Here is an 18,158-nt window from a genome sequence, read left to right as displayed (position 1 = left end):
TAATTAACATTTGGGTGTGTAAAAAACATTTAATTTAAACTACATAAATCTGTTAAGTGAATATTAAAAGAAGGAATTAAATTAAATTAATTGTGTAAAGTGTATTTAGGATATATTGCTAGAGCAATCCCATGAAACTAAAGGGATTGCTTTAGTTTATACAATATATTAAGTAAGTATATGCGAAGGGGAATTAATTGTCCGAAATATTATCAATCTTTGTAACGTGCAAAAACCGATGAAACGTCTTTGGATTTCTTCTTTAACGAAACAAGCTATTTACCAAGGTTTCAAAAACTTACTTGACGAATCAGATACAATCAATACGTATTATGAAGCCTATACAAGATCCTGTGCCGATTGGGTAGTTGGTATGAACGCATCGCGTGTATTTAGTATTTTGTTAAAGAAAAAAGGAATGAATGATGTGTTTTCAGCTGGTCGTGTGCAAACGCCGACATTAGCTTTAATTGTAAAACGTGAAAAAGAAATAGAAAACTTTAAATCAGAGCCATTTTGGGAAGTGTTTGCAACCTTTAATATAGAAGGAAAGAAATATGAAGGAAAGTGGGAGAAAGATAATGAATCCCGCTTAAAAGATCCTAATATGGCAAATAAAATTGCAGCATTTTGCCAAAATAAACCGGCTGAAGTAAAAGAAATGAAAACGGAGCGAAAAGAGTTTCAGCCACCATTTCTATTTAACTTGTCATCATTACAAGCAACGGCAAACAAAGCATTTAAATTTTCACCAAAAAAGACGCTTGATATAACACAGGCTTTATATCAAAAAGGAATTGTTTCCTATCCTCGTTCAGATTCTAATTATGTAACACAAGGAGAAGCAGCAACGTTTCCTGATATTTTACAAAAGTTAAGCCAATTTGATGAATATAAAGAGTTATTACCAGCACCAATTGATTCTATTATGAATAATAAGCGGTATGTAAATGAGAAAAAAGTGACGGATCACTATGCAATTATTCCGACAGAGCAAGTCACAAATCCAAGTAAATTATCTGGCGATGAAAAGAAAATTTACGATATGATTGTGAGAAGACTTATTGCAGCGCATTATGACGTTGCTATTTTTGACTATACAACAATAACGACGCTTGTAGATGAACGTGCTGAATTTGTCTCAAAAGGGAAGCAACAAATTCAAGAAGGTTGGCGTAAAGTTATTTTCCAAGATGATAAAGAAGATGAAACAATTCTTCCAATTGTTGAAGAAGGTGAACAAGGAAAGGTTGTAAAGGTGAAAGTGAAAGAAGGAAAAACACAGCCGCCAAAGCGTTACACAGAAGGACAACTTATTACGCTAATGAAGACCGCTGGGAAGTATTTGGATAATGAAGAACTTGAGAAAGTGTTAAAGAAGACAGAAGGTTTAGGCACGGAGGCGACTCGTGCAGGTATCATTACAATGCTGAAAGATCGTAAGTACATTGATGTGAAGAAGAACCAAGTGTACGCAACGGATAAAGGGAAAGTGCTAATTACTGCAATCGGTGATAAAATTTTGGCTTCACCTGAAATGACAGCGAAGTGGGAGCAGCGCCTTGCTGAAATTGGAGAAGGTACAGCTTCGCCAGCAACTTTTATGGAACAAACGAAAAAGTTATCAGCGAAAATCATTGAAGATGCGATTGAAATGTCTGAGAAGTGGGATTTTACCGGATTGCACGTAGAGTCGATTGAACGTAACGGCTCAAAATTCACAATAGGTAAAAAAGTAGGGAAGTGCAAAAAATGCGATGGGGATGTTATTGATAAGTCGACTTTCTATGGCTGTTCGAACTATAATACCACGCAATGCGATTTCACGATTTCAAAAAAAATACTAGGGAAAACCATTTCACAAAAGAACATGAGCAAGCTATTAAAAGGTGAACAGACAGATTTAATCAAGGGCTTTAAAAAGAATGATAAAACATTTGATGCGAAGTTAGAGTGGAAAGAGAATAAAATTAATTTTGTGTTTGAAAAATGAGAGAAGGTGTTACGTTTAGTCGTAACACCTTTTTCGGTGTTTAAAGGTAAGACGGAAAGTTTATATTGATTCTAGAAAGTTATGAATAGTAAAATTTAGAAACAAGAAGATGCGGGGAACAGAACATAGAGCGTTGTATAAGGAGTCGTTAAGCTTTAATCGTAAAGAAAACAACAATCTTTACAGGGGGGGAAGAGGATTGCGTGATTTTCCGAATTTGAAAGCCTATAAATATTTTCCGTTTCAGCCTGAATTTGAAGTGCAAACAGATTATTATATCGAACATAAAGAAAAAAATATATTCAATCAAACGGTACTACTATTTTATCAATTTCGCTTAAAAAAAGATTTGCTTCATTCCGTTTCAGTTATTCCCGATGGATGTATGGATATATTGTTTTGTTGTAATGAACAGAAGTTTTTTGCCAATATGTGTGGGAGTGTAATTCGTAGTAGGACAATTTGTTTGCATGCGGATAGTGAATATTTTGGTGTAAGATTTCTTCCTAATCAAGAAATGATTCAGTCAAACTATACAATAAAAGAGATAGTAGATAAAGAAGTACCGTTAATTGATATGTTTTCCATTCATGGTACGGCTGTAGAAAAATTAATATATGCAAAGGGATTTCAAGAAAGGATACGTTTATTTAAAGAATTAATTGGCCATGTAATTTTTACATCTGGTGTTTCGGAGAACGCTATAGGACAAGCGTTAAACAAGATTTATGCTTCAAAAGGGAATGTAAATATGAATCAGTTGGCGAAAGATATTGGGTATTCGACAAGATATATACGCAAGCAATTTGAAGAATATATCGGGATCTCACCAAAACTATTTAGTAAAATCGTTAGATATCAATCTTCTTTAAATATGCTAATCAAAATGAAAAATTTTACTGTATGGGATGTTATTAATGAAAACGGCTATTATGATCAAGCACATTTAATAAATGAATTTAAAAATTTTGGCTCCTTAACACCAAATGAATTTGTAGAGAAGTTTTCTGGGAAGTTATATTCTGATTAAGAGTTAATTAAGTGAAAAATTATCAGAATGTTCCGTTTTTTACAATAAATATAAAGCGCAATTCGATATTATTTTCTTAGTTTTAGATAAAAGTCATCACCAGTCAGTTATAGAACTGTCATGCTATGAGGAAAGGAGATGAGTTTTTGGAGATGAGGCGTTCATAATTATGTGTACGCAGACTGTAATCAAGCATAAATATATCAATTGAAACATAGGGTATGTGTTTTTAAAGGTATATATCAGGGAGGGATTACATGGTGAAAGCATATCAGTTATTTATAGGCGGAAAATGGGTAGATGCAGTGTCTGGTAAAACATTTGAATCGATTAATCCTGGTACAGGTAAAGTGAATGCGGTTGTATCAGAAGCTGGTAAGGAAGATGTTGATTTAGCAGTCAAGGCCGCTCGAAATGCCTTTGAATCAGGGGGTTGGTCCGATATGGATCCTAGTGATCGAGGCCGGCTTTTATATCGAGCGGCGCTAAAAATGAGAGATAAGTTAGACTTTCTTGCTGAAGTAGAATCAATGGATAATGGTTTGCCTATTAATGAAACGAAATTTATTGCTATGCCAGCAACGATTGATGTATTAGAGTTTTATGCCGGCTTAGCGAATAAAGTACAGGGAGAAACGTTAACTTCACCAAAAAATCGCTTGAATTACACTTTAAAAGAGCCACTAGGAGTTATTGGAGCTATCGTACCATGGAATTTTCCGCTTATGCTTGCGATGTGGAAGTTGGCACCGGCTTTAGCAGCGGGAAATACAATCGTTATTAAACCAGCGGAACAAACGCCAGTTAGTATTTTGGAACTAGCTAAAATCTTTCAAGAAGTCGGTATTCCAGATGGTGTATTAAATGTTATACCTGGTTTTGGAAGTGTGGCTGGTGATGCTTTAGTAGCTCATCCAGGGATTGATAAAATCGCATTTACAGGTTCTACACGTACAGGACAACTCATTATGCAAACAGCTAGCAAAAATTTGAAACCGCTATCATTAGAGCTTGGCGGGAAATCACCGAATATTGTTTTTGAGGATGCGAACTTGGAAGATGCAGTGAACATGTCTGCATTTGGTATTTATTTTGCACAAGGACAAGTATGTGCGGCAGGTTCAAGGTTATTTGTCCAAGAATCAATTTACGATAAATTTATGGACCTGTTTGTAAAAAAAGCACAGTCTATTCGTGTCGGTAATCCTCTTGAAGGAACTACACAAATGGGACCACAAGTTTCAGAAAAGCAGCTGCAGCAGATTGAACAATACGTAGCAGCTGGACTTGATGAAGGGGCGAATCTAGTAACAGGTGGTAAGCGATATACAGAAGCTGGTGATGGATATTATTTTACCCCAACCATTTTTGAGAATGTTAGAAACGAAATGACCATCGCTCGTGAGGAAATTTTCGGTCCATTTGTATCAGTTATTCGGTTTAAAGATGAAGCGGATGCGCTTGCTAAGGCAAATGATACGGTATATGGTCTTGCTTCTGGTGTATGGACAAATGATTTAAAACGTGCTCATCGCATGGCGCGCGGAATAAAGGCAGGAACAGTGTGGGTAAATACGTATAGCTTTTTAGATAGTGCAGCACCATTTGGAGGCACGAAGCAAAGTGGATTTGGCCGAGAATTAGGTGTACAAGCAATGGATATGTATACGCAAACAAAACACGTTTGGGTCGATTTGAATGAAAGAGCTTTAAATTGGTATGGGGGATAAAGAGGGATATCAAAAAAATATATATTTGCTATAGCGGGGCAAAATTATATATGTATCATTTGATCAACAAAAAGAGGGGGAAAATGATATGAGTAAAATTGATTGGCAACAAGTAGTTGAATGGGATAAAAAATATATTATGAGAACATTTTCTACACAGGAAGAATATGAGCCAATTCCAATTGCGACTACAGAAGGAGATTACCTCATTTTACCGGATGGTACACGCTTATTAGATTGTTTTAATCAATTATATTGTGTAAATGCTGGTCAAAGAAATGAAAAAATAAATAATGCAATTAAAGATGCATTAGATCGATATGGTTTTTTACAAGATGCTTATACGACAGATTATAAAGCAAAAGCGGCTAAAATGATTATTGAAGATGTACTTGGAAATGAAAGTTGGCCTGGGAAAGTCCGCTTTGTTTCTACTGGGAGCGAAGCGGTGGAGACAGCACTTATGATTGCTAGACTATATAAAAATCGATCACTGGTTATAACGCGAGAGTATGCTTATCACGGCTGGACAAAAGGTTCTTCTTCAGTGACAAGATTAAAAGGGAGCAAAAGCGGTGTCACAGAATCCAATCCAAATTCGCGTCCACAGCATGTACCAGCTCAAGATAGCGGGTTAGTTGCTGTAGCGCCTGCACCAAATTGCATGAGGTGCTCACTTGGACATAAGTATGGTTCTTGTCAAGATGAGAACGGCGAGTTGGCTTGTGTAAAATATACAAGGCGTATGATTGAGAATCAAGGACCTGAACAAGTTGCGGCAATTATTACCGAAGTTACACAAGGAGCAGGCTCTGTTCAGCCGCCAGATGAATATATTCCACAAATTCGTCAAATGACAAAAGAACTTGATATTTTATGGATTGCAGATGAAGTGCTAACAGGGTTTGGTAGAACCGGCGAATGGTTTGCATACCAACATTATGGGGTGGAGCCTGATATTATATCACTCGCTAAAGGGATTTCGAGTTCGGCTATTCCGGCGGGTGCTGTAGTTGTGAGTAAAGAAATTGCAGAGTTTATGGACCAGTACCGATGGGAGACAGTTTCTACGTATTCAGGGCATCCAATTGCTATGGCTGCTGTATGTGCGAATTTAGAATATATAATTGAAGAAAATTTAGTAGAAAAAGCAGCAGCGGCAGGGCGTTATATTAAACAAAGACTACTAGAGTTAAAAGGAAAACATCGATCTATTGGACAAATAGCTGGGTACGGAGTCCTTTGGCTTGTAGAACTTGTCAAGGATGAGAAGATGACACCATTTGTTGAAATAGATAGAAACTTTACTCATGAAGCAGATCCAAGTACTTTTCCCTCTAATATTATCAGATCGAAGGCGATTGAAAAGGGAGTGTTAATTGGTGGGGTAATGCCAAATACACTTCGCTTTGGAACATCACTAAATATAAGTAATGAGGATATTGATAAAGCAATCGATGCGCTTGATTACGCACTTACGCATTTAGAAAGTCAAGTATTACAGGTTAATTGAACATGTGACTAGTGAAAGAGAATAAACAGTGGGCGGCAGTCTTCCCATCTCAAACTTCAGCAAAAGCGAAGAAAATAGATGGGAGATGCGGCCACATTAGATAGAAGTTTCACTTTATTAGGAGAGGGGAATTTATTATACGAGGTTACATGCTGGCTAACGTCGTGTTGATTCCTGCGGAGGTGTAAAGCGTGGAGATACAAAAATCATTAGAAAATAGTTTGAGTGTACCACATGCATCGGGATTGAAACGGACGTTAAAAATGAGGGATTTAGTTATCTTTGGACTTGGATTTATGGCCCCAGTGGCAGCGATGTCCCTTTTTGGGATTATTACGCTAGTTTCTAAAGGACATTCTGTACTTTCGTATTTACTTGGATTTATTGCAATGCTGTTTACTGCGTATAGTTTTGGGAAAATGGTTGAGGCCTTTCCTGTTGCGGGATCAACCTATACATACGCGCAGCGTGCCCTTCATCCAAGAATTGGTTTTGTAGCGGGATGGGGAATGTTATTAGATTATCTGTTAATCCCTATGCTAACTTACTTAATTAGCGCTAACTTTGCGAATGCTCTTGTGCCAAGTATTCCAATTTGGGCATGGGTTCTTATCTTCGCAATACCGATTACATTTGTGAACTTGATAGGCATTGAAGTGGCAGCAAAGGTAAATTTCATATTAGTTACAGGTATGATCATAGCGGTTTTTGCATTTATCATCACAGCTACCCATTATATTATAACGGGTGATCTGAATATAATTAACTTGAATGCTGTATATAATTCCGAAACGTTTTCGGTAGGAGCAGTGATTAGTGGAGCCGCGATTGTAATTGTTGCTTATTTAGGCTTTGACGCCATCACAACGCTTGCAGAAGAAACAAATGTAAGTGGAAAAAAGATAGGAACAGCGATTATGCTAACGTGTGTTATTCAAACTATATTTTATATTTCTGTGACGTATTTAAGTGTAATCGTGTTAGGAAAATATACATCTATTGATAACCCAGATACTGCATTTTTTCATATCCTCCACGTACTAGTTGGTACTTTTCTTCAAACTTTCATCACACTTATGATTATTGCCTCGGGGGTAGCAAGTGCCTTAGCTAGCCAATCCGCATCCAGTAGATTACTTTTAGGAATGGGCCGAGATAATGTAATACCTAACTCGTTTTTTGGCTATATTCATCCGAAGTTTAAGACTCCAGTTTATAATATTTTATTAATGTCAGTTTTAGGAATAAGCGGTGCACTTTTATTAAATTTACAAATGGTATCAGATCTTGTAGCATTCGGAGGTTTGTTTGGATTTGCTGTTGTTAATTTGTGTGTGATAAACCATTATTTTATAAAAAATAAACAAAAAAATATTTTTAAATATGTCATTGTCCCAATCATCGGTATTGTTGTGTGTGGATATATATTATTTGGACTTTCAATAACAAGTAAAGTGGTAGGCTTTTTCTGGCTTGGTTTTGGTATTGTATATTTGATTGTTCGGTCTGTTATCTCTAAAGATTTTAAAGTAAGGCTTACAAAGGAAACAGATAGAAGCATATGAATGTATCATAAGCAGACCTTATGAAGAAGGTTACTTGACAGTTATCTATATGCTGCTAGAGTCCAATTTAAATAAGTTAGCTAAATTTTTATTCAAAATGAAAAGGTGTTACACAAAAACACTCTCTAGAGTAGACACTAAAAAGTCTATCTATAGGGTGTTTTTTACATAGGGAGTAGAAAAGGGTGCACAAATTTTGAAATTTGTATAGTGAATAATTGTTTAGAAAATTTAAAAATAATATTGCAAAATATTATCCTTCGAATTATAATAAACAAAAGAAATATCTAATTATTAAACTAAATATTCAGAATATTTGATTAGTTAAAATTGGAAATGAGATAATTTATTTTGTAGTGGGGGTTATATCGTGACGAATAGAGTACCTTTTTCGTTTATAGTAGTTATCGGATTAATGTTATTTGCTCTCTTTTTTGGGGCAGGAAATTTAATTTTTCCAGCAATGCTTGGCCAATCAGCAGGAACGAATGTTTGGTCAGCGAATGCAGGGTTTTTAGTAACTGGAGTTGGTTTGCCATTACTTGGCGTATTAGCATTTGGAATTTCAGGTAAAGAAGATTTGCAATCACTGGCAAGTCGTGTGCATCCTATTTTTGGGCTTGTGTTTACAACGGTTCTGTATTTAGCAATTGGTCCGTTATTTGCAATACCGCGAACGGGTAATGTTTCTTTTGAGATAGGAGTTAAACCTTTTCTATCAGAAAATCCGGGTTCTATGCCTTTAATCATTTTTACAATTATATTCTTTAGCATTACGTGTTTTTTTTCGCTCAATCCTGCGAAAATTGTCGATATTGTTGGAAAAATATTGACGCCAATTAAATTAACTTTCATTGGAATTCTAGTACTCGTTGCTTTCATTCATCCAATAGGGGATATGCAAGCACCTGTTGAAGCGTATACATCTAACGCGTTCTTTAAGGGCTTTCAAGAAGGATACTTAACAATGGACACGCTTGCATCTTTCGTATTTGGTATTATCATCATTAATGCAATTAAAGAGAAAGGTGCGAAAACGAAAAAACAGATTATGGTTGTTTGTGCAAAAGCAACAATTATTGCAGCAACAGTATTAGCGATTATTTATTCAGCACTTTCTTATATGGGAGCTTCGAGCGTAGCAAAACTTGGACACTTAGAGAATGGCGGAGAAGTTTTAGCGAAAGTTTCCAATTACTACTTTGGTTCATATGGTGGGATACTATTAGGATTAATGATTACAGTAGCTTGTTTAACGACTAGTGTAGGGCTTGTCTCAGCATGTTCTTCATTTTTCCATAAACTATTTCCAAAGGTATCTTATAAAAAGATCGCTATTATGTTATCTGTTTTTAGTGCAATTGTTGCTAATGTAGGATTAACACAATTAATTGCTATTTCTGTTCCAGTATTAACAGCAATATATCCATTAGCGATTGTATTGATCTTCTTAACATTTTTACATCCATTATTTAAAGGGAGAACGGAAGTTTATCAAGTAAGTTTACTGGTAACGTTTATTATAAGTTTATTTGATGGACTTGGTGCAGCGGGAGTGAATATTCAAGCAGTTAATCAGTTGTTCACTCGAATCCTTCCGATGCATGAAGTAGGACTTGGGTGGATCTTCCCGGCTATTATTGGCGGATTTATTGGATACGGGATTAGTTATTTCCGAATGAAAAATGAAATTCATTCTAGCGCAGCAAGATTAAATAAGTAGTTATATGTGCAAAAAAGTTATAGAATTCGTTTCTATAACTTTTTTGTTATTGTTTAAGTTCTTATCCAAATAAGCCATTAATTGATTGGTTTTGACTTATTCGATATAAGTTATATCTAGTGCTTATTTAAACTCTAATTCAACTAAAGAAGCAGGATAGTTGAATGTTATTTGAAAAAGTTTTAATATTCAGATTATAATTAACCGTACAATAAAAAACCTTCAGGAGGAGATTTATATGCCATTAAAAGTAGGAGATATAATTACGTTTGAACGGACTTTTTCAGTAAGCGATGTTGAATTATTTACAGAGATTTCAGGTGATGAAGGGATTCACCATAGAACCCCAGATGAACAGGGCAGACTTGTAGTTCAAGGATTATTAACGTCAACTTTACCAACAAAAGTAGGTGGAGATAATAACGTATTAGCTCGTACCATGAATTTTGAGTTTTTAAGACCTGTGTTTACGGAAGATACAATAATTTGTAAAGTTAAAATTGAAAAATACGAAAGGCAAAAAAATAACAGAACAGCCATTATGGCATCCTTTTTATGTAAAAATCAGAATGAAAAAGAGGTATTAAAAGGGAATTTTTCAGGTGTAATACTTTAAACTCTTTATCCTTTCTTCAACTAATAGGGGCTTTAGGTGAATAAAGATCATTAAAACAATCAAACTTTTTATAAAAGTCGCTATATGAATATTATGTATAGCCCATATTTTGATTAAACTTTATTCAAAATGTAGGCTATCCTTTTTGGATGAAATCAGTATTTTCCACTATTTTTTAATCAAACTTTATTCTAAACCAACACGATGAGTTGCATAAGTTTGTTGCTGTAATGATACAAAAAATTATATAGAAAGAGTTGACTTATAGCTTTGTTGTAACTATAATAGTTACATCTAGATGATGATCATAAAGAGAATGCATATTTTTCTCTAAGTTGTAACTTATTTTATTACGACTTAGAACGATAAAAGAAGGTAAGGTGTAATAACATGACTGTAAAAATGAAAGTGTATTCTGATTTTATATGTCCGTTTTGTTTCTTAGCGAAAGGCCCACTAGATGAAGTGGCTAAAGAGAAAGATGTAGAAATTGAATGGATGCCATTTGAATTGCGTCCAAGTCCATATTCAAAAATCGATCCGTGGCAAGAGCCAGATAAATTAAGTTCTTGGGATTCTTTTATTCTTCCTACTGCGAAAAAGTTAGGAGTTGAGATGCGTTTACCACGTGTTTCTCCTCATCCATATACACATTTTGCGTTTGAGGGATATCAATTTGCGAAGGAACATGGCTTGGAAAACGCTTTTCATCATCGCGTATTTACTGCGTTTTTCCAGGAAGAACAAAATATTGAAGAGATAGATGTGCTAACAAAATTAGCAGGTGAAGTAGGGCTTCCTGAAATTGAATTTAAAGAAGCTTTAGTAACTCGTAAATATAAGGAGAAACATCAGCAAGCAATCCAACATGCATACGATGAAGCAAATATTATGGCTGTTCCAACTGTAATGATTGGAGAAGAAGTCATTCAAGGGCTTGCTAGTAAGGAAATGTTAGAAAAAGTAATTGATAAAGAAATACAAAAGGAAAAAACAAATTCATTTGATGGCATGCAATGTACGACGGATGGATATTGCTAATCTATATCTTTAATTGAAAAATCAAATGTATGTGTTTAAGAAAATTATAAAACCTATACACTTGATAGTAGAAAAAGAAGCTATTTTGGCAAATAGCTTCTTTTTTCATGTAAATAAGAGTTAATTGAGAAATTTTAAAAGCCATACAAACTAAACAACGCCATTTTAGTTATAGATGGTGTTATTTATGTTTTATTTTTATTGGCTTTTGCTCCATGGATGGATGTATCAATCGTTGTACCACTTGGTATCGTATGGGGATTACAACCATTTGCAGTAGGACTGACGGCATTTACAGGGAATCTTATCTTGGTTCTATTACTGGGCTTCTTCTTTAAGCAGTTTGCAAAATGGCGAACGACAAGAAAATTAAAAAAAGGTATAACAACACCTTCTAAAAAGGAAACCAGATCAAGACGAATATGGGAACGATATGGTATTCCGGGTTTAGCGCTGCTAGCTCCAATTCTTGTAGGAACTGATATTGCGGCGGTACTGGCTTTAACATTTGGGTCTTCCCGGACACACGTCATAAGTTGGATGACGGTAAGTCTAGCAGTATGGACAGTCATTTTTGTAGTTGCTTCGATGTATGGGTTTAGCTTTTTAAATATCATTTAGGATAATATGAATTTTAAATATAGTGTAGTGCTTTAAGAAATGACTGTACCATAAAATCAAGATACATTTTGGAAAATAAACTAGTGAAAAAAATATATTTCGTTCATTTTCTGTGATAGCATAAAGTGGTAATTTCAGTTGAGAGGAGAGGTAACTCATGAAAAATCGAATTGAAACATTCAAGGGATCAAAGCATTTTCGGCTGACACTACATTTAAGTATGATAATAAGTAATGGTAAGAGTATGAAATCTTCGTTTAGGGAAGAAATATAACAAATAATATGTGCTCGATTCAATGAGAGTTTATAAAAGGATGTGTAACTATGAATAAAGAGAAGAAATATACAGTTGTAGGTACCGACATTGATGAAGTGAAACGTTTAAATAAAAATTCTGGGTTAACATATAATCAAGTAAAGGAGTTATTAGCGAAGCGGATGAAGCGGAAATAAGGAAACAAAATAGTAGTCATGAACAATACGTTTATCCCGCTATTTACGAGCAGTAATACCCCTCACCTCAAAGTTCAGTGAAAGTAAAGAAGGGAGGTGGGGGATTATTTGTTCTACTATATAGCAGTAGTAATTTAAAAGCGAGACTAAGATTGCGTGGCATGATGTACATACTAATATAGTTTTACTCTTTGAAATGGAATAAAAAATAAGATAATTAAAAAGAAAAAAGAGGACTCTTTCAAATTAGTGAGAAAGATTGTCTTTAGGAGTTCATAAAATGTCCTAACATAGTAATTAATAAACGGACAGCATTTCTTGAATATATTGAATTTCCATCTAGTAAAGGGGGGATTAAACATTAATGATCCAAGTGAAAAATTTCTTTCAAAGTAGGGGGTTTCAGCGGCTCCTTGTACTAGTAATTTTAGCCCTTATATTATACGGGCTAAAAAGTATGATCAATTTAATATTGATTACTTTCATTCTTACGTTCTTAATGGATCGTTTTCAAAGATTTATTTCTGAAAGGCTTAATCGATTTGTGCGGATAAACAGGAAAGCGATTATCGCCTTCTTATACATAGTTTTAGTGGCGTTTATTGTCACTACGTTATATAAATATTTACCTGTATTAACGATACAAATCTCACAATTGATTTACCAGTTTAAATTATTTTTTAAACATCCGCCTGATAATGAAATGATACGATATATGCTTTTTGCAATTAATCAGATGGAAGTATCAAAGTATATTGAACAAGGGGTAGATGTGATTTATCAATCATTAGCGAATATTGGAAAGGTAGGTTTGCAAATTTTCCTTTCTCTTATTTTAAGCTTATTTTTCTTATTAGAAGAAGATCGCATTATCGCTTTTACTTCTAAATTTAAGGAGAGTAAACTTCGTATTTTTTATGAGGAAATTGCATACTTTGGCCAGAAATTTGCCCGTTCATTTGGCAAAGTCATTGAGGCACAATTTTTAATTGCAGTTGTAAACTGTATTCTCTCTGTCATTGCACTTGTATTTTTAGGATTCCCGCAGCTACTTGTATTAGCAGTTATGATATTCTTACTTGGTTTAATTCCGGTTGCAGGTGTTATTATTTCACTAATTCCACTTTGTATCATAGCGTATAACATTGGTGGGATTGCATATGTCGTATATATATTAATTTTTATTGCAGTGATTCATGCAATTGAAAGTTATTTTTTAAATCCAAAATTTATGTCTGCAAAAACAAACTTACCACTCTTTTATACATTTATGGTTCTTATCTTTTCGGAGCACTTCTTAGGAATATGGGGCCTTATTATTGGGATTCCAATCTTTATCTTTTTACTTGATGTGCTTGAGGTACACGATGGAGAGAAAACCACGGTAAATACTGAATGAGGTTTTTGAATTATGCAAAAAGCAATCCAATTATTTTGGATTGCTTTTTTTGTGGAGCGATGATCAGCATGTATCTTATAGTACGGGAGCCATTGTTTTTTTCAGTACTTGAACAGAATGATCAAATTTTAATTCTTCTTCTGCACTTAATTCAATTTCTACAATTTCACGAACGCCTTGACGATTCAGGACTGCGGGAACGCCAATATAAACATCTTGTTGTCCATATTGACCTTCAAGATATGCGGATACAGTTAATACGCTGTTTTCGTCATTTAAGATTGCTTTTGTCACACGTAAAAGGGACATACCAATGCCGTAGTATGTTGCACCTTTTCGTTCAATAATGTGATAAGCAGCATCACGAACGTTTACAAAGATTTCATCTAATTTTTTTTGATTATGCTCATTATCTTTTTCAAGAATTGTTTGTAGTTTTTGAATTCCAATTGATACGTGACTCCAAACAGGAAGCTCTGTATCACCATGCTCGCCGATGATGTAAGCATGAATATTGTGAGAATCAATATTGAAATATTCTCCTAGCATATATCGGAAACGAGCAGAATCTAAAGTTGTACCAGAACCAATTACGCGTTCTTTTGGTAAGCCAGATTCTTTCCAAGTTACATAAGTTAAAATATCTACAGGATTTGTAGCAATCAAGAAGATACCATCAAATCCGCTATCCATAATACTACGAACGATTTGTTTAAAGATTTTAGCGTTTTTCTCAACTAAGTCTAAACGTGTTTCACCTGGTTTTTGTGGTAATCCAGCAGTGATGACTACAAGATCTGCTTCTTTACAATCCTCATAGCTGCCTTTCCAAACTCTTGTTGGCGCTGGAGCAAAGGGAACCGCATGGCTTAAGTCCATTGCTTCTCCTTCTGCTTTTGCCTCGTTTACATCAACTAATACAAATTCTTCAGCAACACCTTGGTTAATCATACAGTAAGCGTAGCTACAGCCTACTGCTCCAGTTCCTACTAATACGACACGGTTAATACCTTTTTTCATATGACATTACCTCGCTATTTCAGTAATTTTTATATGTAAGAAAAAATAGGTCTTACTTCTATAGACTCTAACCTAGTTTATTGCATTTCATAAAAGATATTCAAGTATTTCAAAATATATCCGCTTATATAGTTGTGAACCGGAAGGAACGAAACATAGGCATCTTTTAGCTGAAGTCAAAATCCATGCCCTTGCGGAGGAGCTACAGCTTTTGAACTAGGACAAGAAATCGGGAAGAATACATTTTGCGGGAGGAACACACAATGCTAACGCATAGATGGATACAAGGAGTAATTGAATCAGCAGACATATTGTAATAGTTACAACAGAGTTAGAGAGTTTTGTTTACAAATGGCATTGATTTTAATAAAATAATAAATATAAATCGTAATAATTACGCTTTAAATTATATGAAAAGCACAGAAATGGATGGTCAGTCATATGAGTAAAGTAGAAATTCATATATTAGGTGGTTTTTTAGGAAGCGGAAAATCAACACTGTTACAAAATTTATTATTAGCGGAAAAGAAGAAAAGTCGAAAAGTTGCTGTTTTAATGAATGAAATAGGAGAATACTCGGTAGATACAGATATTATAGGGAAAGAAAACATTTTAAGAGAACTTTTAAAAGGTTGTATTTGTTGTACGTTAAAAGATGAACTTGAGATTCAGTTACACTCTTTATACCAACAAGAAAGACCAGATGTAATTTATATAGAAACAACTGGAGTTGCTCATCCAATCGAAGTATTAGATGCATGCCTATCACCTATTTTAGCGCCGTATATTGAAGTGAAGTCAATTATTGTTGTATTAGATGCAATGAGATGGTTAAATCGTGACGTATTAAGTAAAAGTATTCAGCAACTCCTAAATGAGCAAATCAAATACGGAAGTCATATTCTCATTAATAAATCGGACTTATTAACAGCGGAAGAGAAGAAAAACATTTTAGAAGAAGTAGCAGCGATAAATAAGCAGGCGAAATTGTATGAAACACAGTATTGTAATATATCTTTAGAAGATATAGAAGAAGTGAAATTAGAAGGTAAGGAAGAACATGAAACATTACATGTGAAACAGCATTTACATATACAAACGATGACATATCAATTTACAAAATCAATTGATCAAGATCAATTATATGAATGGCTTTCAAATTTACCACAGGAGATTTATCGTGTAAAAGGGTTTGTAAAATTTAATGGGGATAAATATCCGCATTTATTACAATACTCATTTGGTGTACCAATTTTATTGGAACAGGACTTTGGATTTCCTACAAATCTTGTGATGATTGGTGAAGATTTAGATAAGAAGAAATTAAAGGAAGGGCTAGAAAAGTTGGAAAATTCATCTGTTTGAGTATAAAGAATTTTCTGGGAAATTTTTTTATAAAAGTATAGATGCGTAAGTACTACGAAATGTATGCTGTTTATCGGGCAATAGCAGACTCTTTATGTAAAACTCTAAATAGTGTAAAGTACGTTTGGTTGAAAAGACTAACTCCTTTTGGGAGTTAGTTTTTTTAGTAGGGGGGATTAATAAATTTTTTTGTATAATTGTATGAATATTTATGAAAATATTGGAAGGGATTTGGAAATGTCTGGCGAATGTAGAGGTACTTCGAGAAATTTCTATTGACAGCAAGGTGTCAACTACCCACCACTTAAACGCTAACACGTTTTGAAGTGGGGGCTTGTAAAAAGCCCTGGTTGTCTAGCCACAGTCTTTCGTGGACTCCGTTCGTAGGTTGCATACCCAAGAATGATTCCCTAGTTCTTGGCACTATGGTGGCTCTGTAACAGTTCTGATTGGGAAGGAACGGTCAACCACAAGCCTTCTTGCATGAGAAGTTGCCAACACCTACAAACATTGGCGAAGGGAAACTACATCCTGATATGGATGGGCAAAACATGCGTGTATTTGCCAAGAGTTATTTTAGGCTATGCCTAACCGAAATTCATCCCCACCTTACCGCTTGGCTCTTGCACGTCACGCGCTTGAAGATGGGGACTTCTTTCGGAAATACGTTAAATTGTTAAAAGTGAAAAGTCATGATTACGGATGGTTTACTATGGCGTATTTGATTCTATCAGAAAGTAAAGTATGGGGAGGATCACAATGTCAGGGAAAAAACGTAAGTGGCTAAAAATGATGTTTACGGGGTGTATTCTTGGTTCATTGTTAGTAACAGCAGGTTGTTCAGGAAAGAAAGCAAGTACAGACGATGAGAAAACGATTAAAGTAGGTGTGCTTGCTTCGTTAACAGGTCCGCTAGAATCGTACGGGAAACAAACAGTAAATGGATTTGAGCTGGGACTCGATTATGCAACAGGTGGAACAGGGAAGGTAGAAGGAAAGAAGATTAAGTTTGTTGTAGAAGATACAGAAACGAAAGCGGATGTAGCAGTTAAAAAAGCTACGAAACTATTAGAAGAAGATAAGGTCGACTTTCTCGTTGGATCTTCGAGTTCAAGTGATACATTAGCAGTGTTACCATTAGCCGAAGAGTATGAAAAAATAATGGTCGTTGAACCAGCGGTTGCAGATAGTATCACGGGTAAGAACTGGAATAAATACATTTTTAGGACAGGAAGAAATTCATCCCAAGATGCAATTGCTGGTGCTGCATCAATTGCTAAGAAAGATGTAAAGATTGCAACATTTGCTCCAGACAACGCCTTTGGACGTGAAGGAATTGCTGCATTTAAAGCTGGAGCGCAAAAACTAGGTGCGAATATTGTAAACGAACAATATGCTGATACAAATTCTACTGATTTTACTGCAAATATTCAAAATATCATTAGTTCAAAACCAGATTATTTATTTATTGTTTGGGCTGGTGCCAACTCACCGTGGAAGCAATTAAAAGATATGAACGTGGAAGGACAAGGAATTAAGATTTCAACAGGGGCACCGGATATACCAGCATTAAAAACAATGGATGCGCTAGTAGGGATGCAAGGGTTTTCAGTATATTATCATACGCTTCCGAAAAATAAAGTGAACGATTGGTTAATAGAAGAACATAAAAAGCGTTTTAATGGAACTGTTCCAGACTTATTTACAGCTGGGGGAATGTCTGCGGCAATCTCCATCGTTGAGGGGTTAAAGAAAACGAAAGGAGATACAGAGGTTGATACGCTCATTAAGAAAATGGAGGGAATGGAATTTGAAACACCAAAAGGTAAAATGAAGTTTCGAGAGAAAGATCACCAAGCATTGCAAACGCTTTATTCGATAACGTTGCAGAAACAAGATGGTGTGGATTATCCAGTGCCTGTTTTAGAACGTGAACTGACAATGAAAGAAACGGAGCCACCAGTTCAAAATAAATAGATTGAATTTTAAAAAAATAATAGTTTTATCCCGTATTAACGGGCAGTAAGTCCCCCACCTCAAGAGTCAGAGAGAAGCAAGTATAGGTGGGGGATAACTTCGCGTGTAAAAG

Annotated in this window: 13 protein-coding genes and 1 pseudogene; 13 read left to right on the top strand and 1 reads right to left on the bottom strand. The window is 35.0% G+C overall.

Features of this window, described 5'->3' with window-relative positions; translation table 11 throughout:
• Nucleotides 1–184: 184 nt before the first annotated feature.
• The 11 genes and pseudogenes from COO03_RS21475 to COO03_RS21425 all read left to right on the top strand — a co-directional run.
• Nucleotides 185–1,993, top strand: a pseudogene (locus COO03_RS21475) (DNA topoisomerase 3); the annotation flags it as partial.
• Nucleotides 1,994–2,192: 199 nt separating this feature from the next.
• Nucleotides 2,193–3,023: a helix-turn-helix domain-containing protein gene (locus COO03_RS21470; RefSeq protein ID WP_170958201.1), complete on the top strand. Its 831-nt coding sequence runs from the start codon at nucleotides 2,193–2,195 to the stop codon at nucleotides 3,021–3,023.
• A gap of 257 nt (nucleotides 3,024–3,280) precedes the next feature.
• A complete protein-coding gene (locus COO03_RS21465) occupies nucleotides 3,281–4,753 on the top strand; it encodes an aldehyde dehydrogenase family protein (protein ID WP_097899086.1) in 1,473 nt (490 codons plus the stop codon).
• 88 nt (nucleotides 4,754–4,841) lie between these two features.
• Nucleotides 4,842–6,266: a class-III pyridoxal-phosphate-dependent aminotransferase gene (locus COO03_RS21460; RefSeq protein WP_097899085.1), complete on the top strand. Its 1,425-nt coding sequence runs from the start codon at nucleotides 4,842–4,844 to the stop codon at nucleotides 6,264–6,266.
• A gap of 191 nt (nucleotides 6,267–6,457) precedes the next feature.
• Nucleotides 6,458–7,831 carry an APC family permease gene (locus tag COO03_RS21455; protein WP_097899084.1) on the top strand — a complete coding sequence of 458 codons (1,374 nt, stop codon included), beginning with the start codon at nucleotides 6,458–6,460 and terminating at the stop codon, nucleotides 7,829–7,831.
• 370 nt (nucleotides 7,832–8,201) lie between these two features.
• On the top strand, nucleotides 8,202–9,554 hold the full coding sequence (brnQ, locus tag COO03_RS21450) for a branched-chain amino acid transport system II carrier protein (RefSeq protein ID WP_097899083.1): 1,353 nt from the start codon (nucleotides 8,202–8,204) through the stop codon (nucleotides 9,552–9,554).
• A gap of 238 nt (nucleotides 9,555–9,792) precedes the next feature.
• Nucleotides 9,793–10,170 (top strand): enoyl-CoA hydratase, encoded by a 378-nt coding sequence (locus COO03_RS21445; protein ID WP_097899082.1) that lies wholly within the window; start codon nucleotides 9,793–9,795, stop codon nucleotides 10,168–10,170.
• 390 nt (nucleotides 10,171–10,560) lie between these two features.
• Nucleotides 10,561–11,211 carry a DsbA family oxidoreductase gene (locus COO03_RS21440; RefSeq protein WP_097899081.1) on the top strand — a complete coding sequence of 217 codons (651 nt, stop codon included), beginning with the start codon at nucleotides 10,561–10,563 and terminating at the stop codon, nucleotides 11,209–11,211.
• Nucleotides 11,212–11,373: 162 nt separating this feature from the next.
• The gene (locus tag COO03_RS21435) at nucleotides 11,374–11,832 is read left to right on the top strand and encodes a small multi-drug export protein (RefSeq protein WP_097899080.1); all 459 of its coding nucleotides are present in this window, start codon (nucleotides 11,374–11,376) and stop codon (nucleotides 11,830–11,832) included.
• 324 nt (nucleotides 11,833–12,156) lie between these two features.
• A complete protein-coding gene (locus tag COO03_RS27805) occupies nucleotides 12,157–12,285 on the top strand; it encodes a hypothetical protein (protein WP_003196938.1) in 129 nt (42 codons plus the stop codon).
• Nucleotides 12,286–12,649: 364 nt separating this feature from the next.
• Nucleotides 12,650–13,684: an AI-2E family transporter gene (locus COO03_RS21425; RefSeq protein WP_097899079.1), complete on the top strand. Its 1,035-nt coding sequence runs from the start codon at nucleotides 12,650–12,652 to the stop codon at nucleotides 13,682–13,684.
• 75 nt (nucleotides 13,685–13,759) lie between these two features.
• Here the strand turns inward: COO03_RS21425 and COO03_RS21420 are convergent, their stop codons facing one another.
• Nucleotides 13,760–14,704: an L-lactate dehydrogenase gene (locus tag COO03_RS21420; protein WP_097899078.1), complete on the bottom strand. Its 945-nt coding sequence runs from the start codon at nucleotides 14,702–14,704 to the stop codon at nucleotides 13,760–13,762.
• Nucleotides 14,705–15,145: 441 nt separating this feature from the next.
• Here COO03_RS21420 and COO03_RS21415 point away from each other — a divergent pair, with 441 nt between their 5' ends.
• Both COO03_RS21415 and COO03_RS21405 read left to right on the top strand, forming a co-directional pair.
• Nucleotides 15,146–16,069: a CobW family GTP-binding protein gene (locus COO03_RS21415; protein ID WP_097899077.1), complete on the top strand. Its 924-nt coding sequence runs from the start codon at nucleotides 15,146–15,148 to the stop codon at nucleotides 16,067–16,069.
• 759 nt (nucleotides 16,070–16,828) lie between these two features.
• The gene (locus COO03_RS21405) at nucleotides 16,829–18,046 is read left to right on the top strand and encodes a substrate-binding domain-containing protein (RefSeq protein ID WP_097899075.1); all 1,218 of its coding nucleotides are present in this window, start codon (nucleotides 16,829–16,831) and stop codon (nucleotides 18,044–18,046) included.
• The last annotated feature ends 112 nt before the right edge of the window (nucleotides 18,047–18,158 follow it).

It is taken from the genome of Bacillus sp. AFS098217, from assembly GCF_002551815.1.
Taxonomy (GTDB): domain Bacteria; phylum Bacillota; class Bacilli; order Bacillales; family Bacillaceae_G; genus Bacillus_A.
This window is presented reverse-complemented; position numbering and strand designations above follow the sequence as displayed.

Excerpts from the sequence above, each read along its gene's own strand:
- COO03_RS21405 (WP_097899075.1), top strand. The coding sequence starts at position 16,829 with ATGTCAGGGAAAAAACGTAAGTGGCTAAAAATGATGTTTACGGGGTGT.
- COO03_RS21445 (WP_097899082.1), top strand. The coding sequence starts at position 9,793 with ATGCCATTAAAAGTAGGAGATATAATTACGTTTGAACGGACTTTTTCA.
- COO03_RS21425 (WP_097899079.1), top strand. The coding sequence starts at position 12,650 with ATGATCCAAGTGAAAAATTTCTTTCAAAGTAGGGGGTTTCAGCGGCTC.
- COO03_RS21465 (WP_097899086.1), top strand. The coding sequence starts at position 3,281 with ATGGTGAAAGCATATCAGTTATTTATAGGCGGAAAATGGGTAGATGCA.
- COO03_RS27805 (WP_003196938.1), top strand. The coding sequence starts at position 12,157 with ATGAATAAAGAGAAGAAATATACAGTTGTAGGTACCGACATTGATGAA.
- COO03_RS21460 (WP_097899085.1), top strand. The coding sequence starts at position 4,842 with ATGAGTAAAATTGATTGGCAACAAGTAGTTGAATGGGATAAAAAATAT.
- COO03_RS21420 (WP_097899078.1), bottom strand. The coding sequence starts at position 14,704 with ATGAAAAAAGGTATTAACCGTGTCGTATTAGTAGGAACTGGAGCAGTA.
- COO03_RS21415 (WP_097899077.1), top strand. The coding sequence starts at position 15,146 with ATGAGTAAAGTAGAAATTCATATATTAGGTGGTTTTTTAGGAAGCGGA.
- COO03_RS21440 (WP_097899081.1), top strand. The coding sequence starts at position 10,561 with ATGACTGTAAAAATGAAAGTGTATTCTGATTTTATATGTCCGTTTTGT.